This window comes from Klebsiella sp. K-3, from assembly GCF_051207495.1.
GTDB classification, from domain to species: domain Bacteria; phylum Pseudomonadota; class Gammaproteobacteria; order Enterobacterales; family Enterobacteriaceae; genus Klebsiella; species Klebsiella aerogenes.
This window is the reverse complement of the sequence record NZ_JBPNXF010000009.1, coordinates 19,946-43,403: the sequence shown is the minus strand read 5'-3', so window position 1 is coordinate 43,403 and position 23,458 is coordinate 19,946. Positions and strand designations below refer to the sequence as shown.

Genomic DNA, 23,458 nt, shown 5'->3' with positions numbered 1-23,458 from the left:
ACCTTGTGATTATTGTCAGTAAGCGTTTTTTACAGCGACTGGCCGTCGCCTTTGAGTACCGCGCCAACCGGCAGCGTCTCGGCTTTAACGATCGGCTCGGGCGTATGGGTTTCTATCTGATGCACAGGCACGTGGGCGTAGTCCTGTTTTAGCCAGCGTACGAAGCCGCCGGTCTTGATCAGTAAAATGGCAAGGAACGGTAAGGCGGTTAGCACCACGGTGGTTTTCATGGTTTCCAGCGAAGCGCCGGTAAACAGAATCGATAGCGGGATGAGGGTTATCACCACGCACCAGAACAGGCGCATGCCGCGATCCGGATCTTCGCCTTCGCGCAGGTTACGGGTACTGGTCGCCGCCATGGTGTAAGCCACCGCATCCATGTGCGAAGCGAGGAAAACAATCATCACGAACAGATAGGCGGCGAGGAACAGCTTGCCCGCCGGCAGCGACATCAGCACCTGCTGGACGGCGGTTTCGCCGCCGAGGGTCTGCATGACCTGCGGCACGTTAATCACGCCGTTGACGAACTGATGCATGGCATAGCTTTCCATCACCCCGAAGAAGAACCAGCAGCCGACGGTGCTGCCGAGGATAAGCCCCCAGATCACCTCTTTAATCTTACGTCCGCGGGAGACGCGGGTGACGAACATCGCCACTCCAGGGGTATAGGAGATCCACCACAACCAGTAGAAGACGGTCCAGTTGCGGGTAAAGGCGCCGTCGCCGAGCGGGTCGGTAAACAGGCTCATCTGCAGGAAGTTTTGGGTCGTCAGACCGATGGCGTTGATGATGTTATTGGTGATGAATTCGGTCGGGCCAACCAGTAATACCACCAACGGCAGCAGGAACGCCCCCCAGCCGACCATTTTGCTCAGACGCTGCAGGCCGTTGTTGATGCCAATCCACGAACTCATGCAGAAAATACCGCCGGAGAGCAGGATCACAAACGCCTGGACGGTGAAGTTATCCGGCAGTCCGGTGAGTGCTGACAGGCCGCGGGTGAAGGTGGCGGCAGTGACCACCAGCGAAATGGTTAACGCGCCGACGGTGGCTATCAGGAACATCAGGTCAACCAGACGACCCCAGAAGCCCTGCGGATTGACGCCGGTGATCGCCGAAATGATCCCGGAGAGGCTGAGGCCTTTGTTTTTCCGCACGTGGAAGTGATAGGCCATGATCAGCGAGGCGAGGGTGTAGGTCGCCCACGCGCTAATACCCCAGTGGAAGAAAGAGTACGGGATGCTGTATTCCAGCGCTTTTGCTGAATGCGGCGCAATATTCAGGCCAGGGGTCTGGTAGTAATAAGCCCACTCGGCAACACCCCAGTACAGCGTAGAGGAGCCGAGCCCGGCGCAGATAAACATAAACAGCCATGAGAGAGTGCTGTACTCGGCTTTGCCTTCGCCGAGCCGGATATTGCCGTATTTGCTGGTGGCCAGATACAACACCAGTCCCAGCGCCAGCAGCACCAGCACTTGTACCGCGGAACCCAGCAGGCGGGTAACGCCGTTAAAAATCGAATTAGCCGCCTGCGCGGTTTGCTGGGGGAAGAGACTTAATGTAGCGGCGATGAAAACAATGGCCGCGAGACTGATGACAATCAGCGGCACATCTTTTTTCTTTACGTTGCTCAACATGAGTGATCTCCTGGGCACGGTTGCCCGTCGGTGGCTTTAGCCTGTCGTTGTTATCACGCTGTAGGGTCAGGGTTCGTAGTAAAATGCTATTAACAATTGGATTATTTCTTCGTTACATGAATTAAACAATTGGCCGATTCGTGAAGCAATAAAACACGGAACGGAAATAATAAAAGGTGAATTGGCGCAGGTTCTTTCCTTTCGGGAATGAATAAAGTTCGCCGCTGTGATGCGGTTCACTTGTCAATCGTGGGGGATTCTGCATTCAGAGGAGAGAGGGGAGTTGGCGCGAGTTTTCCCGGGTAGCGGCTACGCCTTACCCGGGCTACGCGATCGGGCGATATTCTCGTGCCATTGTAGCCCCGGTAAGCGCAGCGCGACCGGGGAGCGGCCGGGTAATTACGCCAAAATGGCCTTGCAGATAGCGTCGCTGACCTGCTGCGTTGAGGCGGTGCCTTTCATGTCCGGAGTTTTCGGCCCGCTGGCGATCACCTGTTCTATCGCTGCCAGAATACCGTTATGCGCGGCGTGGTAGCGCTCATCGCCGTTGCCGAGGAAATCGAGCATCATCGCCCCGGCCCAAACGGTAGCGATCGGGTTGGCGATATTTTTACCGTAGATATCCGGCGCCGACCCGTGAACCGGTTCGAACAGCGACGGGAAGGCGCGCTCGGGATTGAGGTTAGCCGACGGCGCAATACCGATAGTGCCGGTACAGGCCGGGCCGAGATCCGACAGAATATCGCCAAACAGATTGGAGCCGACGACCACGTCGAAACGTTCCGGCTGCAGCACGAAGCGGGCGCAGAGAATATCGATATGCTGCTTGTCCCAGCGAATTTCGGGATAGCTTTTGGCCATCTCTTCCACGCGCTCATCCCAGTAGGGCATGCTGATCGCAAGACCGTTAGATTTGGTTGCGGAGGTCAGCGTTTTGCGCGGGCGGCTTTGCGCCAGCTCAAAGGCGTAGCGCAGGATCCGGTCAACGCCGCGGCGGGTGAAGACCGACTCCTGAATCACCACTTCATGCTCGGTGCCTTCATTGGCGCGACCGCCGAGGGCGGAATATTCACCTTCGGTATTTTCGCGCACCACGTAAAAATCGATATCGCCGGCCTTTTTACCCGCCAGCGGGCAGGGGACGCCGGGGAACAGGCGCACCGGACGCAGGTTGACGTACTGATCGAACTCACGGCGGAACTTCAGTAGCGATCCCCACAGGGAGATATGGTCGGGGACGGTATCCGGCCAGCCGACGGCGCCGAAATAGATAGCATCGAAGCCCTGCAATTGCTCGCGCCAGTCGTCCGGCATCATCTTGCCGTGATGGGCGTAATATTCGCAGCTTGCCCACTCCATCTGTTCGAAGCTCAGCGACAGATCCCAACGCTGCGCGGCGGCTTGCAGCACGCGAATACCTTCAGGCAGAACTTCTTTACCAATTCCGTCACCGGGGATGGCGGCAATACGACAGGTTTTTTTCATTCCGGTTCTCACTTTTTAGCGATGATGTTTGACCACCTGCCTATCCTATAATTGACTGGTTCATAATTAATCACGCTAACTGGTGAAACATAAAACACAGATCATGAATAATCTGCCGCTGCTAAATGATTTACGCGTGTTCATGCTGGTCGCTCGCCGGGCCGGTTTTGCTGCCGCCGCCGAGGAGCTTGGCGTCTCACCGGCGTTCGTCAGCAAGCGGGTTTCGCTGCTGGAGCAAACCCTGAATGTGATGTTGCTGCACCGTACCACTCGTCGGGTCACCATTACCGAAGAAGGGGAGCGGATCTACGAATGGGCGCAGCGCATTCTGCAGGATGTGGATGAGATGATGGACGAGCTTTCCGACGTGCGTCAGGTACCGCAGGGAACGCTGCGTATTATTAGCAGCTTCGGTTTTGGCCGTCGGGTGGTGGCCCCCGCGCTGTCGGCGCTGGCGCGCCAGTACCCACAACTTGAGCTGCGCTTCGATGTCCAGGACCGGCTGGTGGATTTAGTCAATGAAGGGGTGGATCTCGATATTCGCGTCGGCGACGATATCGCGCCGAATCTGATTGCCCGCAAGCTGGCGACCAACCATCGTATTCTCTGCGCGTCGCCGCAGTTTCTTGCCCGCCACTCGCCGCCGAAACAGCTAAGCGACCTGGCAGCCTTACCCTGTCTGGTGATTAAAGAGCGCGATCATCCGTTTGGCGTCTGGCAACTGCACAGCAAAGAGGGCCAGCACGCGATCAAGGTAACCGGGCCGCTCTCCTCCAACCATGGTGAAATTGTGCATCAGTGGTGTCTGGATGGACAGGGGATTGCATTACGTTCATGGTGGGATGTCAGTGAAAATATCGCCAGCGGCCATTTGGTACACGTGCTGCCGGACTATTATCAGCCCGCCAACGTCTGGGCGGTCTACGTGTCGCGGCTGGCGACCTCAGCCAAAATTCGCACCACCGTGGAGTTTCTGCGCCACTATTTTCAGCAGCACTATCCCCAGCAGTGTATCGTCAGCAGTGAGGAAAACAGCCGGCGACCAGCGCCGCCGGCGGAGGGCGTTACAGACGAGTGACGCTCTGCAGGATCGTCAGCGCGCGGGAGAATTGAGCATCCGGGATGGTCAACGGATAGAGGAAGCGAATAACGTTGCCATACTGGCCGCAGGTCAACAGTAGCAGGCCCTGCGCCAGCGCCTGCTGCTGGATTTTCTGCGCAATCGCCGCCGACGGTTCGCCGGTCGCCGGATCGAAGAACTCGGCGGCGATCATCGAACCCACGCCGCGCGCTTCCACCAGCGCTGGACACCAGCCCTTAACTTCCTGTAGCGTCGCCAGCAGGCGCTCGCCGAGGAACTGCGCGCGCTCGCACAGCGCTTCGTTATCAATGATATCCAGCACTGCATGCGCGGCCGCCACCGCCAGCGGGTTGCCGGCGTAGGTGCCGCCTAAGCCGCCCGGCGCCGGGGCATCCATGATCTGCGCGTTACCGACCACGCCGGAAAGCGGCATGCCGCCCGCCAGGCTTTTAGCCATCGTCATCAGATCCGGTTTATCGGCATAGTGATCCATGGCGAACAATTTACCGGTGCGGGCGAAGCCGCTCTGTACTTCATCGGCAATCATCACGATGCCGTGCTCATCGCAGAGGCGGCGTACTGCGGCAACCAGCTCTTTCGGCGCGACGTTAAAGCCGCCTTCGCCCTGTACCGGTTCGAAAATAATCGCTGCCACCTGTTTGGCTTCGATATCGGCTTTGAACAGGCGTTCAAGGGCGGTAATCGAATCGGCGGTGCTGATACCGTGCAGCGCTGACGGGTACGGCACGTGGTATACCGAGCCGGGGAACGGCCCGAAGCCCAGTTTGTACGGCGCGACCTTACCGGTTAGCGCCATCGTCATATAGGTACGGCCATGGAAACCGCCGCCGAAGGCGATAACGCCGGGGCGTCCGGTATGGGCACGGGCGATTTTCACCGCGTTTTCGACCGCTTCCGCGCCGGTGGAGAAGAAGGCGGTTTTTGCCGGGCCTTTCACCGGCGCCAGTTCGTTGAGCTTCTCCGCCAGCGACACATAGCTTTCATAAGGCACGATCTGATAGGCGGTATGGGTAAATTGCTGTAGCTGCTGTTCAACCGCGGCGACCATCCGCGGATGGCGATGGCCGGTATTCAGCACCGCGATGCCGGCGGCGAAATCGATATATTCATTGCCTTCGACATCGGTCAAGGTGGCGTTTTGCGCGCTCTGGGCAAAGAAGTTGCACATAACGCCCACGCCGCGCGGGGTAGCGGAAAGACGACGCTGATGGAATTCATTGTTGCTCATAATAAACACCCTTTAGCAAAAGTTAATCACGGAACCGAACGGCAAATCAGACCCCAAGGCGATCGCGCAGGCTGTAGTAGGCGGCGCCCATGGCGGTAAAAGGAATTCGCAGGCTGCGCCCGCCCGGGAACGGGTAGTGCGGCAGTTTGGCGAAGGCATCGAAGCGCTCGGCATCGCCGCGCAGCAGTTCTGAAATCAAGCGTCCGGCCAGATGGGTACAGGTCACGCCGTGACCGCTGTAGCCCTGCATGTAGTAAATATTGTTATCCAGACGGCCGAACTGCGGCATACGTGACAGGGTCAGCAGGAAGTTGCCGGTCCAGCGGTAGTCAATTTTCACCCCCTGCAGCTGCGGGAAGGTTTTCAGCAGCTTCGGCATAATCAGCCGCTCTACGTCGTCCGGGTCACGGGCGCCGTAGACCACGCCGCCGCCGTACAGCAGGCGGTTGTCGCCGGTAAGACGGTAGTAGTCCAGCAGGTAGTTACAATCTTCCACGCAGTAGTTTTTCGGGATCAGCGAGCGGGCTAAGTCTTCCGACAGCGGAGCGGTCGTCACGACCTGAGTGCCGCACGGCATGCTGCGTTTTGCCAGCTCCGGTTCAAGCTTGTCGCCGAGATAGGCGTTACCGGCGACGATCACGTAGCGCGCGGTTACCTGGCCGCGCGCGGTACTGACCACCGCCGGGCTGGTGTGCTGAATTCGGGTCACCGGCGACTGCTCATACACCCGGCCGCCGTTAAGACGAATGGCGTCCGCTTCGCCGATGGCGAGGTTCAGCGGGTGAATATGGCCGCCGCTGTGGTCGAGCAGGGCGCCGACGTAGCGGTCGCTGTCTACTTCGCGACGAATGGCATGGCTGTCGAGCAGTTCCAGTTGGGTATTACCGTAGCGCTCCCAGTTGGCTTTTTGCTCTTCCAGCGTTTCCATTTGCTTATGGTTCATGGCCACAAACAGGCCGCCTGGGCGGTAATCGCACTGGATCTGGTAGCGCTGGATGCGCTCGCGAATAATATCGCCGCCTTCGAACATCATGCTGCCGAGCATTTTGGCCGCATCCGGGCCGTAGTTCTTCTCAATAACGTCGATATCGCGGCTATAAGAGTTAACCAGCTGTCCGCCGTTGCGGCCGCTGGCGCCGAAGCCGATACGCGCGCCTTCCAGCACTACTACGTCGTAGCCCATTTCGGCCAGATGCAGGGCCGAGGAGAGGCCGGTGTAACCGCCGCCGACGACGCAGACGTCACAGTTGATTGATTCCTCCAGCGTTGGGAACGGTTCATACTTGTTGGCGCTGGCGGCGTAGTAGCTAGTGGTATGTTCAGTCATGATCAAGACTCCAGAGCAATCCAGATGGTTTTCAGTTCGGTGAATTTTTCCAGCGCGTGCAGCGATTTATCGCGCCCGTTGCCGCTCTGCTTATAGCCGCCGAACGGGACGGTCATATCACCATCGTTGTAGTTGTTGACGAAGACCGAGCCGGCCTTCAGGCGGCGACTCATGCGGTGGGCGCGCGACAGATCGCGGGTCCACACCGCGGCGCCGAGACCGTAGTCGCTGTCGTTGGCCAGTTGCAGCGCCTGTTCTTCGCTTTTGAAGCACGTGACCACCAGCACCGGGCCGAAGATCTCTTCGCGGCTGAGGGTTGAGGACGGGTCGACATCGACGAAAATGGTTGGGCCGACGGCGGCTGGCCACGGATTTTTCCGCCCGTCGAGGAATAGCGTGCTTTTGGCCTCACCGCCGCGGATAAAGCTGTGCACGCTGTCGGCATGGGCGTTATCAATTAACATCCCCATGGTGGTATCGGGATCGAGCGGATTACCCGGCTGCCAGTTTTGCGCCTGCGCTTTCAACAACGTCAGGAACTCGTCGGCGATGCTCTCTTCCAGTAGCAGGCGGGTGCCGGCGATGCAGACCTGTCCCTGGTTATAGAAGATACCGCCGGCGGTGGCGTTGACCGCTTTTTGCAGATCCGGACAGTCGGCGAAGACGATATTGGCGCTCTTGCCGCCGGCTTCCAGCCACACGCGCTTCATGTTGCTGTCGCCGGCGTCTTTCAGCAGCTGTTTGCCGGTACGGGTGGATCCGGTGAAGGTGATGACTTCAACGTCAGGATGCAGCGACAGCGCCTGCCCGGCCTCGTGGCCAAAGCCGCTGACCACGTTTAACACCCCGTCCGGAAGTCCGGCTTCTTTTGCAAGCCCTGCCAGACGCAGGGCGGTAAGCGGCGATTTTTCCGAGGGTTTGAGGATTACGCTATTGCCTGCCGCCAGCGCCGGACCGAGTTTCCAGCAGGCCAGCAGCAGCGGGAAGTTCCAGGGGACTATCGCGGCCACCACGCCAATCGGTTCACGAACGATCATTGCCAGCTCGTTGCCGCCGGTGGGCGCCACTTCGCCATAGACTTTATCCAGCGCTTCGGCGTACCAGCGAATGGCGCGGGCGGCGCCGGGAATATCGTCGCGCAGGCTGTGGCGGATCGGTTTGCCGGTATCGAGCGTTTCCAGCAGCGCCAGCTCTTCACGATGGGTTTCCATCAGGTCGGCAAATTTCGTGAGAACCGCTTTACGCCGGGCCGGGGAGGCCTGCGACCAGTCGCCGTTATCAAAGGCCTGGCGCGCGGCTTTCACTGCCCGTTCGACGTCGGCTTTTTTACCGCGGGCGACCTGCGCTAATGTCTGCTGCGCGGCAGGGTCGATAGTCTCGAAGGTGGTATTATCGGCCGCGGCGCAATATTCGCCGTTAATAAATAAGCGCGTTTCAATGGCCAGGTTTTTCGCTTTTTCCTGCCAGTAAGCCAGGTGCTGAAAATTCATCATGACTCCTTAAAAACATCATCGGCAAAATATAGGGTTCGGCGTTTTCAGGCTGCTCAGGGCGCAGGGCGTCCCCGGGGTAGAAAACCGTCTCTTCGCCATTCACTGGCGTTAATTATCTTTGGGCCAGCAGGAAATAAGATTTCCGCGCTGCGCAGGTATTATTACTGCGAGTTCTTCGCCGCGGCGGAAATATTACATCCGCCGCGACAGGCCTGAAGAAAGCCTGAAACCTGCTCAGGCTAAGAAATTAGAATGTGGTGGGGGTGTGGGCACTGATAATGCGGCAGATACCTGCCGAGGTGTTGCTGAAGCTATGAGGGATGCCGGTATTAATGGCATAGCTCTGTCCAGCCACCAGGTGGTACGACTGACCGTTAATCGTCAGCACGATTTCACCTTCCAGTATGGTGCCTATCTCCTCACCCTGATGCTTTATTCTCTCCCCGGTTGTGGTCCCAGGCTGGTAAGTTTCAAAAATCATCGCCAGCGTACGGTTCGGATTTCCGTTATGAACCAGTTTCATTGAAACGCCCTGACTCCCCATTTCGATAAGGTCGTCCTGATTAATGACGACCTGCGGTTCATCCGGCTTTTCGGGTTCAGAAAAGAATTCCGAGAGCGACAGCCCATATACTTTCAGCAGCTTTTGCAGCGTACTGATGGCAGGACTGACTTTGTCCTGCTCTATGGTGCTGATGGCACTATGTGTTAACCCAGACAGTTCGGCGGCACGACGCTGTGAAAGACCCAGCTGTTGGCGGATCTCTGACAGACGTTTCCCTGGCGCCAGTCCGTCATCGCTCATATTTGCATTTCCTTAACTGTAGTGGTCAGAGCCGCCGCTTTTCGGCGACATGGCTCTGACAGGCGGTGATAAAACCATCAAACAACATACGCGACAGGGCGTATTCGCTACTGTTCCATTCAGGATGCCATTGTACGCCCAGCGCGAAAGGGTGGTCGTTGACGCTGACCGCCTCAACCAGCCCATCCGGTGAACGGGCCTCCACGCGCAGACGCGAACCCAGCGTTTTTGCGCCCTGGCCGTGTAGCGAGTTTACCCAAAACGTGTTGCAGCCCGGTATTAACTGAGAAAGTAAACCTCCTTCCTGCACCTCCACCTGGTGGGACGGCGCATACTGCTGCTCCACCGGTAGTTCAGGATCTTCGCGATGCTCCAGCAGTTCCGGCTGTTCAAACAGACGACGATACAGAGTCCCGCCAGTGGCGACAACCAGTTCCTGCAGCCCTCGGCAGATGGCGAAAATGGGGATGCGCCTTTCGAGCGCGGCGTTAATTAGCGCCATGCTCAGAAGATCACGCCCGGGGTCGGCGTCAGGCTCATCGCCGTTTTCACCATAAAGGTGCGGCTGCACGTTGCTGGGGCTGCCTGGCAGGTAGATCCCGTCCAGTTTATCGACTAACGCATCCAGTAGTTCCGGCTCGGCCAGCGCGTGCGGCAGGGCAATCGGCAGTCCGCCAGCGTTAACAATGGCATTCAGGTACTTTTCTTGCAGAGTCTGGGTCTGGTGACCCTTAAGCCTGTTTCTACACATCACGACGCCAATAACTGGCTTGTACATTATATTTTCCATGATCGCCCTCACAAAGTGGACTAAATTATGACCGCCAGTGACTGATAAACGGCCATATCGTTCAATATTTTCTCAATCTAGCAGTGGAAATAGCCGTTTGCAAACTTAATTTAACATTTGACAAACATTTTGTTTGCATACACATTCGAAGGGTGGACATTATATTTGACGTTTTCAGTCAGGGTCCGAAAACTAAAACAACGGCGGTGAATCATGGAAACCAATATCGTAGAAGTTGAGAATTTTGTTCAGCAGACGGAAGAGAGACGGGTAAGCGCGTTCGCTAAAGAAGTGAAGCGCTACCTCGAAACCTACCCCAACACTCAGTACGTCGATGTACTCCTCACAGACCTTAACGGCTGCTTCCGCGGCAAACGCATTCCGGTCGCCAGCCTCAGCAAGCTCGAGAAAGGCTGCTACTTCCCGGCGTCCGTTTTCGCGATGGATATTCTCGGCAACGTGGTGGAAGAGGCCGGGCTTGGCCAGGATATGGGCGAACCGGACCGCAGCTGCGTCCCGGTATTAGGTACGTTGACCCCTTCGGCCGCCGATCCGGAATACATCGGCCAGGTCTTGTTGACCATGGTTGATGAAGATGGCGCTCCCTTTGACGTTGAGCCGCGGAACGTACTCAACCGCCTCTGGCAGCAGCTCCGCCAGCGCGGATTGTTCCCCGTGGTAGCGGTAGAGCTGGAGTTCTATTTACTCGATCGCAAACGCGATGCCGAAGGCTACCTGCAGCCGCCGTGCGCGCCCGGCACCGACGACCGCAATACCCAAAGCCAGGTCTATTCCGTTGATAACCTCAACCATTTTGCCGATGTACTGAATGATATTGATGAACTGGCCCAGTTACAGCTGATCCCGGCGGATGGCGCGGTGGCTGAAGCCTCTCCGGGGCAGTTCGAAATCAACCTCCACCACACCGATAACGTGCTGGATGCGTGCGATGATGCGCTGGCATTAAAACGTCTCGTGCGTTTAATGGCGGAGAAGCATAAGATGCACGCCACTTTTATGGCGAAACCTTATGAAGAGCATGCGGGTAGCGGGATGCATATCCATATCAGCATGCAAAACAATAAGGGTGAAAACGTGCTGGCGGATGCGGACGGCGAGGATTCAGCCCTGCTGAAACGCGTGCTGGCCGGGATGATTGACCTGATGCCGGCGTCGATGGCGCTGCTGGCGCCGAACGTAAACTCGTATCGTCGCTTCCAGGCGGGCATGTATGTGCCGACGCAGGCGTCATGGGGGCATAACAACCGTACGGTAGCGCTGCGTATCCCGTGCGGCGATCGACATAACCACCGCGTTGAATACCGCGTAGCCGGGGCGGACGCCAACCCGTATCTGGTGATGGCGGCGATTTTCGCCGGCATCCTGCACGGCCTGGATAATCCGCTGCCGCTGCAGGAAGAGGTGGAAGGTAACGGTCTGGAACAAGAAGGCTTGCCGTTCCCGATCCGCCAGAGCGACGCGCTGTGGGAGTTTATGCAAAACGATCATCTGCGGGAGCGTCTTGGCGAGCGTTTCTGCCACGTTTACCACGCCTGTAAGAATGATGAGTTACTGCAGTTTGAGCGTCTTATCACAGAAACAGAAATTGAGTGGATGTTGAAAAACGCCTGATGTTCGCCCCGTAAGGGGCGCATTAGTTTAATCAGTAGCATCATACGGCCTGAGCGGAGCCTGGTCGTCCTTTTTGCTGGGAGCCCAGCCATTTCCCGGATGTCGCGTTAAGGAGCGCAGGCGGCAACGGGGCTTCAGTTAACGACACAGTGTGTGACGAGGAAATGAGATGATGCAGATGTTCAAATATCCGCAGGGAGAAGGGGGCCTCTTTGGCCGCATTGGATGCCAACTTACCGCCGTTCATCGGTCCGTCTTACCCTTTTATTTACGTCTTACCCCCTTGCTAAGCAGGTTTGTTACCCGGTCTTTGTGCCCGCAAACTGTCGTCGGCATGGGGGGAATGCGTCATGGCTGCTAATCTTCCTGCAGAAAACGCCGCTCAGGCGGGAAAACCGCGTCTGCGTAAATCGCTCAAACTGTGGCAAGTGGTGATGATGGGGCTGGCTTATCTGACCCCCATGACGGTGTTTGATACCTTCGGCATCGTTTCCGGCATCAGTAATGGCCACGTTCCAGCCTCTTATCTGCTGGCGCTGGCTGGGGTGCTATTCACCGCCATCAGCTACGGCAAGCTGGTGCGCCAGTTCCCGGAAGCGGGTTCGGCCTACACCTATGCGCAAAAATCAATTAGCCCGCACATCGGTTTTATGGTCGGCTGGTCCTCACTGCTGGACTATCTGTTCCTGCCGATGATTAACGTCCTGCTGGCGAAGATCTACCTCTCCGCGCTGTTTCCGGAAGTGCCGCCGTGGGTGTGGGTGGTGACCTTTGTCGCCATTCTGACCGCGGCGAATCTGAAAAGCGTCAACCTGGTGGCCAACTTCAATACTTTGTTCGTGCTGGTGCAGATCTCCATCATGGTGGTGTTTGTGGTTCTGGTGGTACAAGGGCTGCATAAAGGCGAGGGTGTGGGTACCGTCTGGTCGCTGCAGCCGTTCATCAGCGAGAATGCGCATCTGATTCCGATTATTACCGGCGCGACGATTGTCTGCTTCTCTTTCCTCGGCTTTGACGCCGTTACCACGCTTTCAGAAGAAACCCCGAATGCCGCGCGGGTGATCCCGAAGGCCATCTTCCTTACCGCAATGTACGGCGGCATTATTTTTATCGTCGCCTCGTTCTTTATGCAGCTGTTCTTCCCGGATATCCATCGCTTTAAAGATCCGGACGCCGCGCTGCCGGAAATTGCGCTCTACGTCGGCGGCAAGCTGTTCCAGTCGATTTTCCTGTGCACCACTTTTGTTAATACCCTGGCATCGGGCCTGGCGTCGCACGCCAGCGTGTCGCGCTTGCTGTACGTGATGGGTCGCGATAACGTCTTCCCGGAGCGCATTTTCGGCTATGTGCATCCGAAATGGCGAACCCCTGCGCTCAACGTGATTATGGTGGGCATCGTCGCGCTGTCGGCGCTGTTCTTCGACCTGGTGACCGCGACGGCGCTAATCAACTTCGGCGCGCTGGTGGCCTTTACCTTCGTTAATCTCTCGGTATACAACCACTTCTGGCGGCGCAAGGGTTATAACAAAACCTGGAAAGATCGCTTCCATTATCTGCTGTTGCCGATGGTAGGCGCATTAACCGTGGGGGTGCTGTGGTTGAACCTTGAGGCGACCTCATTGACGCTGGGCCTGGTTTGGGCGGCGTTGGGATTGCTTTATCTCACTTACCTGACCCGCCGTTTCCGTAAACCGCCGCCGCAGTTTGATGCAACAAAGGCGGAACAGGCCTGGGAGTCTTAACTTTTAGTGATAGCAGGAGAGAAGGCAGGCGCTAAGCCTGCCTTCTCTGTTTGTTACGCAGCCCAGGTGTAAAGATTGGCAAAGGGGAATTATTTCTTTTTTTTATCGGTTGGCAGCTGAGCGGCGCGACGTTCTTTGATATAGGACACCAGACTGTAAACGGCGACTCCCAGTAGAGCAATCGCCACGATAAAGAGCACAAAACCCGACATAAATTAACCTAATGATTTGTTTAAACAGAAGAAAAAATAACGCCTCACGAAGACGATAACATCGGGATGTTTCCGAAAGATGACCTAAAAGTGCCAAAGGCATCAGCCATGGCTCATTATGTTAAAGTATTGATGGTGTTAATGTGTTGATGGCGCTCTGTGAGCGCCTTAGCGTCTGACGTAACACTCCGTTAAGTCATTTTACAGACGGACGGGATTGCGGCTGGTACGCTAATCGTTGAATGAGAATTTTCTGAGAGTAATGCATGTTTAAAAACAGTACCGCTGGCCTGTTTGCTTCGGCGCTAATGCTGACGACTTTTGCCTGTTGGGCACAGTCGGAAGGCCAACAGGTTCGCGAACGAATCGTCGAGCAGGTGCTTAAACCCTGTGAAGGAAAAAAAGCCGGCGATAAAGTCGTTATGGTCGATCGCCGGGGCGGCGAACATGAAGCGATTTGTACGCTGGCGGCGGTACCCTTACCGGAATAAGCGCCGCCTTCCGGATTTACAAGTTGCCGGTGCCGCCATCAACCAGCAGCTCGGTTCCTACCACGTAGCTTGATTCATCCGACGCCAGGTACAGCGCCGCTTTCGCCAGCTCTTCTGGCGTGCCCATCCGGCCCAGGGGTACCAGTGCTTTAATCTCTTCCTGTAACGCCTGCAGCGCATCTGCGCCGAGCCCAAGTTTGTTCAGCGCCGGAGTTCGAACCGGGCCGGGACTCAGGCCGTTGACGCGAATTCCCCGCGACAGCAGCTCCGCTGACAGCGTGCGCGCCAGCGATAATATTCCAGCTTTACTGGCGGCGTACACGCTGCTGGCGGGCAGCCCGATATGGGCGCTTACCGATCCGCAAAGGATGACCGATGACGGATTCGCCAGCAGCGGCAGTAGTGCCTGCAGCAGGAAGAACGGTCCTTTCAGGTTGATGTTCATCAGTTGATCCCACTGCGCGGGCGTCCAGTCGCTAATCGCGCCATGGGTAACGTCCCCTGCATTGATAAATACCGCATCCAGCTGTGGCCAGCGTTGGCTAATTACTTGTGCCAGGTGCCGCTGTCCCACAATATCGCCGGCATCCGCTGCGATGGCCCAGCCGTTTTCCCCTAATTGCGCCTGTGCCTGTGCAAGGGCGTCAGGATTGCGACCGGTGATTGCCACTTTCGCCCCTTCGGCGATAAACGCTTGCGCGGTGGCTAACCCAATACCGCTGGTACCGCCGGTAATCAGCGTATATTTACCTGCTAAACGTGCCATCTGTGAAACTCCAATGTGCGGGGTGGAAAAGGCACTATAAAAAAATTAGTATCCAAAGGATACCAGGTACCAAATGGATACTAATGCGCAAAGAGGTGTGCAATGACGGTAAAGACTGCGCGGGCGGCGCAAAAAAAATTTGATCCACAACCTTGTCCGATGACGGATTTCGTTAATCTGATCGCCGGGAAATGGGCGATTCCGATTTTATATCGGCTGATCGTGCTTAATGAACCGGTGCGATTTGGCGAACTGTTGCGGGCGGCGGCCCCGATCACTCAAAAAGAGTTGACCCGGCAGCTCCGCTTGTTCGAACAGCGCGGGTTGGTCTCCCGCGAGGTGTACGCTGAAATACCGCCACGTGTGGAGTACCAGATAACGCCGCTGGGCCTGTCGATGCGCAGCGCGTTGCAACCGCTGGCGGAATGGATGCGCGATTATGGCGACCGGCTGAAGCGCTAAAAAAGCGACCGACGCCTCAGTTTGTGAGCCATTGCCCGCAAAAATGTCATAAATCCGTCACAATGATGGCGATGATAATAAATGACTGAGGATGAAGGGATGAAAAAAAGTCTACTTGCCGCCGCGGTGGCCGGGGCCGTATTGTTATCCGCCGGCGCCCAGGCGCAGGACGCCGCTGCGCCAGAGGGGTATCAGCTGCAACAGGTGTTGATCATGAGCCGCCACAACCTGCGCGCGCCGCTGGCCAATAACGGCAGCGTACTCGAGCAGTCGACGCCAAAATCCTGGCCGCAGTGGGATGTGCCTGGCGGCCAGTTGACCACCAAAGGCGGCGTGCTGGAAGTCTATATGGGCCACTATATGCGTGAGTGGCTGGCGCAGCAGAAGCTGGTGACCAGCGGCGAGTGCCCGCCGGAGAATGCGGTTTACGCCTACGCCAATAGCCTGCAGCGGACCGTCGCAACCGCGCAGTTCTTTATCACCGGCGCTTTCCCTGGCTGCGGGGTGCCTGTGCATCATCAGCCGCAGATGGGAACCATGGATCCCACTTTCAACCCGGTCATTACCGACGATTCAGCCGAATTCGCGCAAAAAGCGGTGCTGGCGATGGAAAAAGAGCGTCAGGGGATGCAGCTCGCTGAGAGCTACAAACTGCTGGAAGAGATGACCGACTATCGTAATTCGCCATCCTGTAAAGAAAAGCATGTCTGCTCGCTTAGCGACGGTAAAGATACCTTTAGCGCCAAATATCAGCAGGAGCCGGGCGTCTCCGGGCCGCTGAAGGTCGGCAACTCGCTGGTCGACGCCTTCACCCTGCAGTACTACGAAGGTTTTCCGAAGGATCAGGTGGCGTGGGGCGAAATTGCCAGCGATAAGCAGTGGCAGGTGTTGTCGAAGCTGAAAAATGGCTATCAGGACAGCCTGTTTACTTCCGCGGAAGTGGCGCGCAACGTCGCTAAGCCGCTGGTCAAATATATCGATAATGCGCTGGTGGGCGATGGCGCCGGTAAGGCGAAAGTAACGCTGCTGGTCGGGCATGATTCCAATATCGCTTCGCTGCTGACGGCGCTGGACTTTAAACCCTACCAGTTACCGGGCCAGTATGAGCGCACCCCCATCGGCGGCAAGCTGCTGTTCCAACGCTGGCACGATAGCGGCAGCAATCGCGATTTAATGAAGATTGAGTATGTCTATCAAAGCACTGAACAGCTGCGCAACGCGGACGCCTTGAGCCTGCAATCCCCGCCGCAGCGGGTCACGCTGGCGCTTAACGGTTGTCCGGTAGATGATCAGGGATTCTGCCCGCTGGAGACGTTCAAAAAGGTCATGAACGAGGCGGCAAAATAGAACAATAAACCCGGAGCAATCCGGGTGATGAATTAGCGCGGGCGCTATGCCCGCGCAATTGAGCTATCAGACGTTTTTACGTTCGATGGTCTGTTCGCCCCAGAAGAGGCTGTCTTTGTCGGTTTTGGCGAAAGCTCGCGACAGCACCTCATCGCTGCCTTCTTCCCAAATTTTCTCCGCCAGCTTTTCATCGTAATTCGCGAGTTCGAAAATGGCTTCGGCGATTTCCAAAGAGGTATTACGTAAGCTTGCCCATTCGCCCACGTGGTGGGCCTTCGCTTCTTGGTTCGGCATGCAACTCCTCCTGTTAAAGGTTAGCCGTGTAATTTCACAGCCACATTGGCGACGTGTTCACCCTGATAGCGAGCGATAGCCAGCTCTTCCTGGCTTGGTTGACGGGAGCCGTCGCCGCCTGCGATGGTGGTTGCGCCATACGGCGTGCCGCCGCGCACCTGGGAGACATCAAACAGCTCCTGCGCGCCGTAGCCAATCGGCACAATGATCATCCCATGATGGGCAAGGGTAGTCCAGGTTGAGGTAATTGTCTGCTCCTGGCCGCCGCCAGTACCGGTTGAACTAAAGACGCTGGCGACTTTGCCATACAGCGCGCCAGACGCCCACAGGCCGCCGGTCTGATCCAGGAAGGTGCGCATCTGTCCCGACATATTGCCGAAACGGGTAGGGGTACCAAAGATGATGGCATCATACTCCGCCAGTTCCTGCGGCGTGGCGACGGGCGCATTTTGTGTTTTCCCGCCTGCTTTGGCAAACGCTTCAGCCTGCATAGTTTCCGGCACGCGCTTCACAACCACCTCAACGCCGTCAACTTTATTTGCCCCTTCGGCAACGGCATGAGCCATGGTTTCGATGTGTCCATACATGGAATAATAAAGCACCAGAATTTTAGCCATTTGCATCACTCCTCGGTTGCGTAATTGTCCAGCCAAACGACTGGCTATCTATAAAGATAAGACCTGTGGCGCAGAGTGCAAATCCAACAAACATTTGTTTGATTTATAACAAAATGGCAAAGATTAATTTGCAACATACCTCGTAGCAAATAGATACATTTTACGCAGGGCTGATTTCAGCTGTGAGAAGAAATGCTTAGCGGTTGCGCTGGCGGCTGGCGTCTGGTTTTAACGATTAAATGTTGCGGGATGTGACTATTTTTCCAGGGAATGAGTTTCATTTACTACGCTTATAAGCACGCGATGCATAATGGCCATGCCATATGTCGCGGGGGCTTAGGCCCTGAACTCACCTAATGCAATATGATGTCAAACCCAATGGAGGTCAGTAATGGCAAACCATCGTGGCGGTTCCGGCAACTTTGCCGAAGATCGTGCCAGAGCATCAGAAGCAGGTCGTAAAGGTGGCCAGCACAGCGGGGGGAACTTTAAAAACGATCCTCAACGCGCCTCGGAAGCTGGCAAAAAAGGGGGTAAAAATAGTCACGGTAATCGCAATAGCTAGCCGGGACTGTCTTTAATGATGCGGTGTTAATCTCCCCCGACCCTGCCGCATCACCCTCGCCGCCGACGTATGTCGGCGGTTTTTTTGTCAATGAGTGTTGCTTTTAGCCTGAAGCGCCTGCGAAACTGATTAGCTATATTTTTCTATTGGTCGCCTCATGTCTTCGCTCAAACTCTCGATAACGCCGCAGGAACTGATCCTGATTGTGATCACCATGTTCTGGGGCGGTACCTTTCTTGCCGTACAATACGCCGTGAGCTTTAGCGGGCCGTTTTTCTTCGTCGGCCTGCGCTTCGCCACCGCCGCGCTGGCGGTGGCGCTACTGTCGCTGCGTACGCTACGCGGCCTGACCTGGCTTGAGGTTAAGGCCGGTGTGGCGATTGGCGTAGCGATTGCGCTCGGATACAGCCTGCAAACCTGGGGCTTACAGTCTATCTCCAGCAGTAAATCGGCGTTTATTACCGCCATGTATGTGCCGCTGGTGCCGCTGTTGCAGTGGCTCTGTCTGGGGCGCATGCCCGGCGTCATGTCTTGCGTGGGCATCGTGCTGGCGTTTATCGGGCTGATCCTGCTGGCGGGGCCGGAAAACAACCTGCTGGCTTTGGGGATTGGCGAAATGATTACCCTGGCAAGCGCGGTGGCTATCGCTGCCGAGATCATTTTAATCAGCGCGTGGGCGCGTCAGGTCGATGTGCGCCGGGTGACGGTGGTACAGTTGGCGACCGCCTCGCTGGTGGCTTTTGCCGCGATGGGCCCGGCAGGGGAGTCTATCCCGCCGATGCGCCCGGAACTGCTGGCCGTCGCGCTGGGACTGGGGATTTTCAGCGCCATTATTCAGGTCACCATGAACTGGGCGCAGCGTAGCGTATCGCCGACGCGGGCGACGCTGATTTACACCGGCGAGCCGGTTTGGGCTGGCGTGTTTGGTCGTATCGCCGGCGAGCGTCTGCCGCTGCTGGCGCTGGTGGGCTGTCTGTTTATTCTCGCCGGGGTGCTGGTCAGCGAGCTGAAGTGGAAGAAAAAATCGCGGCCGCAGATCGTGGCGGAGGAAGCACCAGAGCTCGCGGATCGGCGCGAGCCCTAATTTTCGCCCCGACAGCCGCGCCGCCGGGGCGAACCAATACTCACGTTATACCGTAGTGGCTTTCGCCACCTTTTCCTGATGCTGGCGGCGGTTAAGCAACGCATGCAGTAGAATAGCGCCGAAAGTCGCCGTGCCAATCCCGCCCAGGCGAAAGCCCCCCAACGACAAGGTAAAATCGCCTGCGCCCAGAACCAGCGTCACCGCCACCATGATTAAATTCGCATTCTGGCTGAGATCGACCCGATTCTGCACCCATATCCGCGCCCCGGTGACCGCAATCAAACCAAAAACCACGATTGACGCGCCGCCTATTACCGGGCCTGGGATCGTATGAATCAGGGCGCCGAACTTGGGCGAAAAGCCGAGCAGGATGGCGATCAGCGCCGCGGCGACAAACACCAGCGTTGAATAGACTTTGGTTACCGCCATGACGCCGATATTCTCCGCATAGGTGGTGACGCCACTACCGCCGCAGGCGCCGGAAAGCAGGGTCGCCAGCCCGTCGCCGACAAACGCGCGCCCCATCCAGGGATCCAGATTACGCCCGGTCATTCCCGCTACGGCCTTCAAATGCCCCAGGTTTTCCGCCACCAGAATAATCGCCACCGGCGCAATCAGCAGCATCGCCTGGGTGTCAAAGGTGGGCGAAGTAAATTGCGGGACCCCAAACCATGCCGCCTGAGCGACAGGGGCAAAATCCAGCGGTTTGCCAAGACCGAATCCGTTGGCCAGCAGCGCATAGAGCGCACAGGCGATAATAAGCCCCATCAGGATCAGCAGACGCTGCAGCAGTCCTCGGCTAAACACCGCGACGGCGCCGATACACAGCACCGTCAGCATCGCCATCCAGCTGTCGAAGGCATTGGCGGAAACGCTGTGCACGGCAATCGGCGCCAGGTTAAGACCGATCGCCATCACCACCGCGCCGGTTACCGCCGGCGGCATCAGACGCTCTATCCAGCCGGTGCCGATTTTCATCACCACCAGACCGATCAGGGTATAGAGCAACCCGCAGGCGATAATACCGCCGAGGGCGATGCTAAGATGAGGATTCAACCCCTGACCGGTAAAGCCGGTCACGGTGATGACCACGCCGACGAAGGCGGCGCTGGAGCCAAGATAGCTCGGTACCCGGCCGCCGGTGACGACAAAGAACAGCAGAGTGCCCACTCCCGACATCAGGATAGCCAGGTTCGGATCAAGCCCCATCAATAAAGGCATTAATACGGTTGCGCCAAACATTGCCACGGCGTGCTGAACGCCCATGATCAGCGTTTGCCCGGCGGATAGACGTTCATCCGGGGCGACAACGCCGGCATCCGTGGCGGGGGAGGTCAACTGCCAGCGAGGAAAATTGAAGAGTGCCATGATGATATCCCGGGTGAGAGGTTAACAAACGGGCCGCATAAGCGTGTGGTAGCTGCGGTCAAACCACATCAAACCTCGCGGATCCTGTTGGCGGGTGATGGCCACGACCTGGCAAAACAGAATGTCATGGGTGCCGACCTGCAGCCGCTGGTCGATGCGGCAGTCGAAACTGACCAGCGCCTCTTTCAGCCGCGGGCAGCCGGTCGCGCCGGTTTGCCAGTCGGCGGCGGCGAAACGTTCCGCCATCGGGGTTTTGCCGCCAAAAGTATTCGATAATGTCTCCTGCCCTGCCGAGAGGGTATTGACGCAAAGGGTTTGATGTTCGCTGAATACCGGCCAGACTGACGCCGAACGGTTGAGACATACCAGCAGCGTCGGCGGGGTATCGGTTACGCTGCATACTGCGCTGGCGGTAAAACCGGCGCGCCCGGCAGGCCCTTCGGTGGTGATGATGTTGACCGCCGCGCCGACATGAGCCATGGCGTCACGAAAACTGTGTTGATCCGCTACGTTCATTACTGTCTCCTTATGCCAGCAGGCAGGCTTCATCAAAGCTCGGGCGCGGCAGCCGGTCGTACAGTTTGTCGGGGTTGCCATAGCCGATATTCACCAGCAGATTGCTTTTCCAGCCGCTGTCGGCGAAAAACGCCGCATCGACTTTCTCGCGGTCGAACCCCGACATCGGACCGGTGTCGAGGCCCAGCGCGCGGCAGGCGAAAATTAGATACGCCGCCTGCAGCGAGCTGTTGCGAAAGGCGGTTTCCTCGGCCAGCTGCGGGCTGGAAGTAAACCAGCTCCGGGCGTCGCCGTGGGGAAACAGCGCGGGCAAGCGGTCGTAAAACGCGCTATCCCAGGCCACGATGGCGGTGACCGGCGCCTGCATGGTTTTTTCCATATTGCCGCTGGAGAGCGTTGGGCGGAGTTTCGCTTTGCCCTCGGCGCTGCGCACAAAAACGATTCGCGCCGGTGAACAGTTGGCCGAGGTCGGCCCCATTTTCATCAAGTCGTAAATCTCCTGCAGTTGCCGATCGCTAACCGCCTGTTCGCGCCAGCCGTTGTAGGTTCGGGCGTGGGTGAATAGCGTCTCGCAAGCCTTTTGGTTGATTGCTTCGCTCATATATTCTCCTCGGCGACCGGCAGCAGGGCCGCCAGTCCGTCGCATAAAAGGGGGTTAAAAGTGTCGCTGTCGGTAACGTTACAGGCATGGCCGCCCCAGGCCATTTCCACGAGTCGGCTATCGGGGATAGACGCCTGCAGCATTCGCGAGCAGGAGGCGGGTACCAACAGGTCGTCGGCGGCGCTGATGATAAGCGTCGGGCAGGCGATAGCCGCCGCGCGGCGCGAAAAATCCGCCTGTTTCAGAGCCTGCAGCCGTTTCAGTAAATTCTCCTTGCCCTGGAAATGGCTAATGGCCAACGCGTCTTCAGCTTCGAGACGCGGCAGGCGGGCCGCCATCCACTCCGCCGGATAGAGAAACAGCGGTTGAGCCTCGACCCACGCCTGAGCGCCGCCGGCATGCAGCAGGCGTTCGCGAACCTGAAAGCAGCGGCGGGTATGCGGGGAAAGGGTTAGCCAACCGTTAACCAGCACCAGCGCGCGGACCGCGCGCGGATAGTCGAGCGCAAGCTGCATCCCAATCAGCGCCCCCAGCGCGTGGCCAACCAGCGCGAAGCGCATGAGACCGGCCGCCTGCAGAGCGAGGAAAAGCTCCTGCGCCATCGACGCCATGCTGTAATTTTCCGGCAACGGGCCGTTGTTCTCCCCGGTACCGTTATGGTCATAGAACACCAGTTGATAATGCTGTGCCAGCGCCGCCTGCTGCGCCAGCCAGTACGCGCCACCGCCGCCAAGACCGGCGCTCAGCACCACCACCGGCGCGCCGGGCCACGGCGGTGGGGCAATATTGAGCCTCATCATATTGGAGTACCGATATGGGCGACGCTGGCAATCTCCACCAGCGCATCGGGTTTCACCAGCCCGCACTGAATACAGAAACGCGCCGGTTTATCACCGGGGAAAAACTCAGCGTAAACCTCGTTAATCGCGGCGTAATTTTGCCAGTCGGTGATAAAGATACTGTTGAAGGTCACATCCGCCATACTGCCCCCCGCCGTTTCGATAACGCATTTGATGGTCTCCAGCACGTGACGGGTTTGCGCCTTTGGGTCACCGGGGTAGAGCACATCGTTTTGCTTATCAAACGGCAGAGTGCCGGATACATATACCACCCCGTCGGCGAGCGTCCCAGGAACAAAGGGGGCAATCGGCGTAGCGGTGCCGGGGGGAATAATCACCTGTTTAGGCATAGCGTTTCTCCTCGCAAAAAGCGAGCGGGGCGGCGCCTTCTATGGCACGACAGAAGCTACCGACATCGCTGACCCAGCCGAAAAAGGTTTCAATGTTGAACAACGCCGCCTGTTGCGCGAAGGCGGGGCCTGCCTGATGGGTAGCATCTTCCAGCACCACGCCGAAGTATTCGAGGAAGAAGCCATCGCGCAGCGTCGATTCGACGCAGACGTTGGTGGCGATGCCGGTGAACACCAGGTGGCGAATACCGCGGCTGCGTAAAATGCTGTCGAGCGGGGTATTGAAGAAACCGCTGTAGCGCGGTTTCGGCAGGACGATATCGCCCTCCTGCGGCCGCAATTCATCAACCAGTTGATAATCCCAACCGCCTTTCGCCAGTAATTTACCCTGCAGTTCGGGACGTTGGCGCATGGTCTTCAGCGCGTTGGATTTATGGTAATTCGGCGAGCCGGGACCGCCGGCTTCCACATACTGTTCGTCCCAGCCATTCTGGAACCAGATGATTAACATGCCGGCGGCGCGGGCGGCGGCCACCGCGAGATTAATATTATCGATAACCGGCCGGGTGGCGGAGACGTCAAAACCGGCGAGATCCAGGTATCCGCCGTGGCTTGCATAGGCGTTTTGCATATCGACCACGATCAGCGCGCTGTGCTGCGGCGACAAGGTCAGCGATTCCGGGCGAGCGGGAAGGGTAATCATCA

At 57.4% G+C, this 23,458-nt stretch carries 25 protein-coding genes; 8 read left to right on the top strand and 17 right to left on the bottom strand.

The genetic code is table 11. From position 1 onward, the window contains the following. Positions 1-29: 29 nt before the first annotated feature. Both ACSEMK_RS16030 and ACSEMK_RS16025 read right to left on the bottom strand, forming a co-directional pair. Positions 30-1,637 carry a BCCT family transporter gene (locus tag ACSEMK_RS16030; RefSeq protein ID WP_213317049.1) on the bottom strand — a complete coding sequence of 536 codons (1,608 nt, stop codon included), beginning with the start codon at positions 1,635-1,637 and terminating at the stop codon, positions 30-32. Positions 1,638-2,036: 399 nt separating this feature from the next. Next, a complete protein-coding gene (locus ACSEMK_RS16025; protein WP_087858052.1) occupies positions 2,037-3,122 on the bottom strand; it encodes a tartrate dehydrogenase in 1,086 nt (361 codons plus the stop codon). Positions 3,123-3,204: 82 nt separating this feature from the next. On the opposite strand from ACSEMK_RS16025, the gene ACSEMK_RS16020 reads away from it, so the two are divergent. Beyond that, a complete protein-coding gene (locus tag ACSEMK_RS16020; protein WP_430915010.1) occupies positions 3,205-4,200 on the top strand; it encodes a LysR substrate-binding domain-containing protein in 996 nt (331 codons plus the stop codon). On the opposite strand, the gene puuE is transcribed toward ACSEMK_RS16020, so the two are convergent. The 5 genes from puuE to puuD all read right to left on the bottom strand — a co-directional run bounded on the left by puuE (position 4,187) and on the right by puuD (position 9,855). Beyond that, positions 4,187-5,452, bottom strand: a complete 1,266-nt coding sequence (gene puuE / locus ACSEMK_RS16015; protein ID WP_047065396.1) for a 4-aminobutyrate transaminase — start codon at positions 5,450-5,452, stop codon at positions 4,187-4,189. The genes ACSEMK_RS16020 and puuE overlap by 14 nt on opposite strands. Before the next feature lie 46 nt (positions 5,453-5,498). Further along, positions 5,499-6,779: an NAD(P)/FAD-dependent oxidoreductase gene (locus tag ACSEMK_RS16010; RefSeq protein ID WP_045397003.1), complete on the bottom strand. Its 1,281-nt coding sequence runs from the start codon at positions 6,777-6,779 to the stop codon at positions 5,499-5,501. A 2-nt stretch (positions 6,780-6,781) separates the two neighbouring features. Then, on the bottom strand, positions 6,782-8,269 hold the full coding sequence (gene puuC, locus ACSEMK_RS16005) for an aldehyde dehydrogenase PuuC (RefSeq protein ID WP_316424520.1): 1,488 nt from the start codon (positions 8,267-8,269) through the stop codon (positions 6,782-6,784). Between the two features lie 250 nt (positions 8,270-8,519). After that, on the bottom strand, positions 8,520-9,077 hold the full coding sequence (puuR, locus tag ACSEMK_RS16000) for an HTH-type transcriptional regulator PuuR (RefSeq protein WP_002898590.1): 558 nt from the start codon (positions 9,075-9,077) through the stop codon (positions 8,520-8,522). A 25-nt stretch (positions 9,078-9,102) separates the two neighbouring features. Next, positions 9,103-9,855, bottom strand: a complete 753-nt coding sequence (puuD, locus tag ACSEMK_RS15995) for a gamma-glutamyl-gamma-aminobutyrate hydrolase (protein ID WP_161798760.1) — start codon at positions 9,853-9,855, stop codon at positions 9,103-9,105. Between the two features lie 225 nt (positions 9,856-10,080). On the opposite strand from puuD, the gene ACSEMK_RS15990 reads away from it, so the two are divergent. Then, positions 10,081-11,499 (top strand): glutamine synthetase family protein, encoded by a 1,419-nt coding sequence (locus ACSEMK_RS15990; RefSeq protein WP_045396993.1) that lies wholly within the window; start codon positions 10,081-10,083, stop codon positions 11,497-11,499. Between the two features lie 350 nt (positions 11,500-11,849). Further along, positions 11,850-13,241 (top strand): APC family permease, encoded by a 1,392-nt coding sequence (locus tag ACSEMK_RS15985; RefSeq protein ID WP_087858046.1) that lies wholly within the window; start codon positions 11,850-11,852, stop codon positions 13,239-13,241. Positions 13,242-13,330: 89 nt separating this feature from the next. Here ACSEMK_RS15985 and ACSEMK_RS15980 read toward each other — a convergent pair whose 3' ends face one another. After that, entirely contained in the window at positions 13,331-13,453 is a 123-nt protein-coding gene (locus tag ACSEMK_RS15980) for a small membrane protein (protein ID WP_072251592.1), read from the bottom strand. A gap of 266 nt (positions 13,454-13,719) precedes the next feature. On the opposite strand from ACSEMK_RS15980, the gene ACSEMK_RS15975 reads away from it, so the two are divergent. Then, the gene (locus ACSEMK_RS15975; RefSeq protein WP_430915011.1) at positions 13,720-13,944 is read left to right on the top strand and encodes a hypothetical protein; all 225 of its coding nucleotides are present in this window, start codon (positions 13,720-13,722) and stop codon (positions 13,942-13,944) included. A gap of 16 nt (positions 13,945-13,960) precedes the next feature. Here the strand turns inward: ACSEMK_RS15975 and ACSEMK_RS15970 are convergent, their stop codons facing one another. Then, a complete protein-coding gene (locus ACSEMK_RS15970; RefSeq protein WP_087858044.1) occupies positions 13,961-14,710 on the bottom strand; it encodes an SDR family oxidoreductase in 750 nt (249 codons plus the stop codon). A 102-nt stretch (positions 14,711-14,812) separates the two neighbouring features. Here ACSEMK_RS15970 and ACSEMK_RS15965 point away from each other — a divergent pair, with 102 nt between their 5' ends. Further along, positions 14,813-15,172, top strand: coding sequence for a winged helix-turn-helix transcriptional regulator (locus ACSEMK_RS15965; RefSeq protein ID WP_087858043.1), 360 nt, complete (start codon positions 14,813-14,815; stop codon positions 15,170-15,172). Positions 15,173-15,271: 99 nt separating this feature from the next. Beyond that, positions 15,272-16,519 (top strand): bifunctional glucose-1-phosphatase/inositol phosphatase, encoded by a 1,248-nt coding sequence (gene agp / locus ACSEMK_RS15960; RefSeq protein ID WP_271032331.1) that lies wholly within the window; start codon positions 15,272-15,274, stop codon positions 16,517-16,519. A 66-nt stretch (positions 16,520-16,585) separates the two neighbouring features. Here the strand turns inward: agp and ACSEMK_RS15955 are convergent, their stop codons facing one another. Continuing rightward, entirely contained in the window at positions 16,586-16,813 is a 228-nt protein-coding gene (locus ACSEMK_RS15955) for a YccJ family protein (RefSeq protein ID WP_015367252.1), read from the bottom strand. 20 nt (positions 16,814-16,833) lie between these two features. Continuing rightward, a complete protein-coding gene (gene wrbA, locus ACSEMK_RS15950) occupies positions 16,834-17,430 on the bottom strand; it encodes an NAD(P)H:quinone oxidoreductase (protein WP_015367251.1) in 597 nt (198 codons plus the stop codon). 391 nt (positions 17,431-17,821) lie between these two features. Here wrbA and ACSEMK_RS15945 point away from each other — a divergent pair, with 391 nt between their 5' ends. After that, positions 17,822-17,995 carry a general stress protein gene (locus ACSEMK_RS15945; protein WP_015367250.1) on the top strand — a complete coding sequence of 58 codons (174 nt, stop codon included), beginning with the start codon at positions 17,822-17,824 and terminating at the stop codon, positions 17,993-17,995. A 157-nt stretch (positions 17,996-18,152) separates the two neighbouring features. Then, positions 18,153-19,079: a DMT family transporter gene (locus ACSEMK_RS15940; protein ID WP_113374225.1), complete on the top strand. Its 927-nt coding sequence runs from the start codon at positions 18,153-18,155 to the stop codon at positions 19,077-19,079. Positions 19,080-19,124: 45 nt separating this feature from the next. Here ACSEMK_RS15940 and rutG read toward each other — a convergent pair whose 3' ends face one another. From rutG to rutB, 6 genes are read right to left on the bottom strand one after another with little or no spacing between them, the layout of a single operon-like run. Further along, positions 19,125-20,447 (bottom strand): pyrimidine utilization transport protein G, encoded by a 1,323-nt coding sequence (rutG, locus tag ACSEMK_RS15935; protein WP_435336608.1) that lies wholly within the window; start codon positions 20,445-20,447, stop codon positions 19,125-19,127. 21 nt (positions 20,448-20,468) lie between these two features. Continuing rightward, a complete protein-coding gene (rutF, locus tag ACSEMK_RS15930) occupies positions 20,469-20,963 on the bottom strand; it encodes an NADH-dependent FMN reductase RutF (RefSeq protein ID WP_113374223.1) in 495 nt (164 codons plus the stop codon). 10 nt (positions 20,964-20,973) lie between these two features. Further along, positions 20,974-21,564, bottom strand: coding sequence for a malonic semialdehyde reductase (locus tag ACSEMK_RS15925; RefSeq protein WP_113374222.1), 591 nt, complete (start codon positions 21,562-21,564; stop codon positions 20,974-20,976). Further along, positions 21,561-22,364 carry a pyrimidine utilization protein D gene (rutD, locus tag ACSEMK_RS15920; protein ID WP_430915013.1) on the bottom strand — a complete coding sequence of 268 codons (804 nt, stop codon included), beginning with the start codon at positions 22,362-22,364 and terminating at the stop codon, positions 21,561-21,563. Before rutD ends, ACSEMK_RS15925 begins: the two co-directional genes overlap by 4 nt. Continuing rightward, positions 22,361-22,753 carry a pyrimidine utilization protein C gene (gene rutC / locus ACSEMK_RS15915; RefSeq protein ID WP_113374220.1) on the bottom strand — a complete coding sequence of 131 codons (393 nt, stop codon included), beginning with the start codon at positions 22,751-22,753 and terminating at the stop codon, positions 22,361-22,363. Before rutC ends, rutD begins: the two co-directional genes overlap by 4 nt. Beyond that, positions 22,746-23,456 (bottom strand): pyrimidine utilization protein B, encoded by a 711-nt coding sequence (gene rutB, locus ACSEMK_RS15910; protein ID WP_113374299.1) that lies wholly within the window; start codon positions 23,454-23,456, stop codon positions 22,746-22,748. Before rutB ends, rutC begins: the two co-directional genes overlap by 8 nt. Positions 23,457-23,458: the final 2 nt, after the last annotated feature.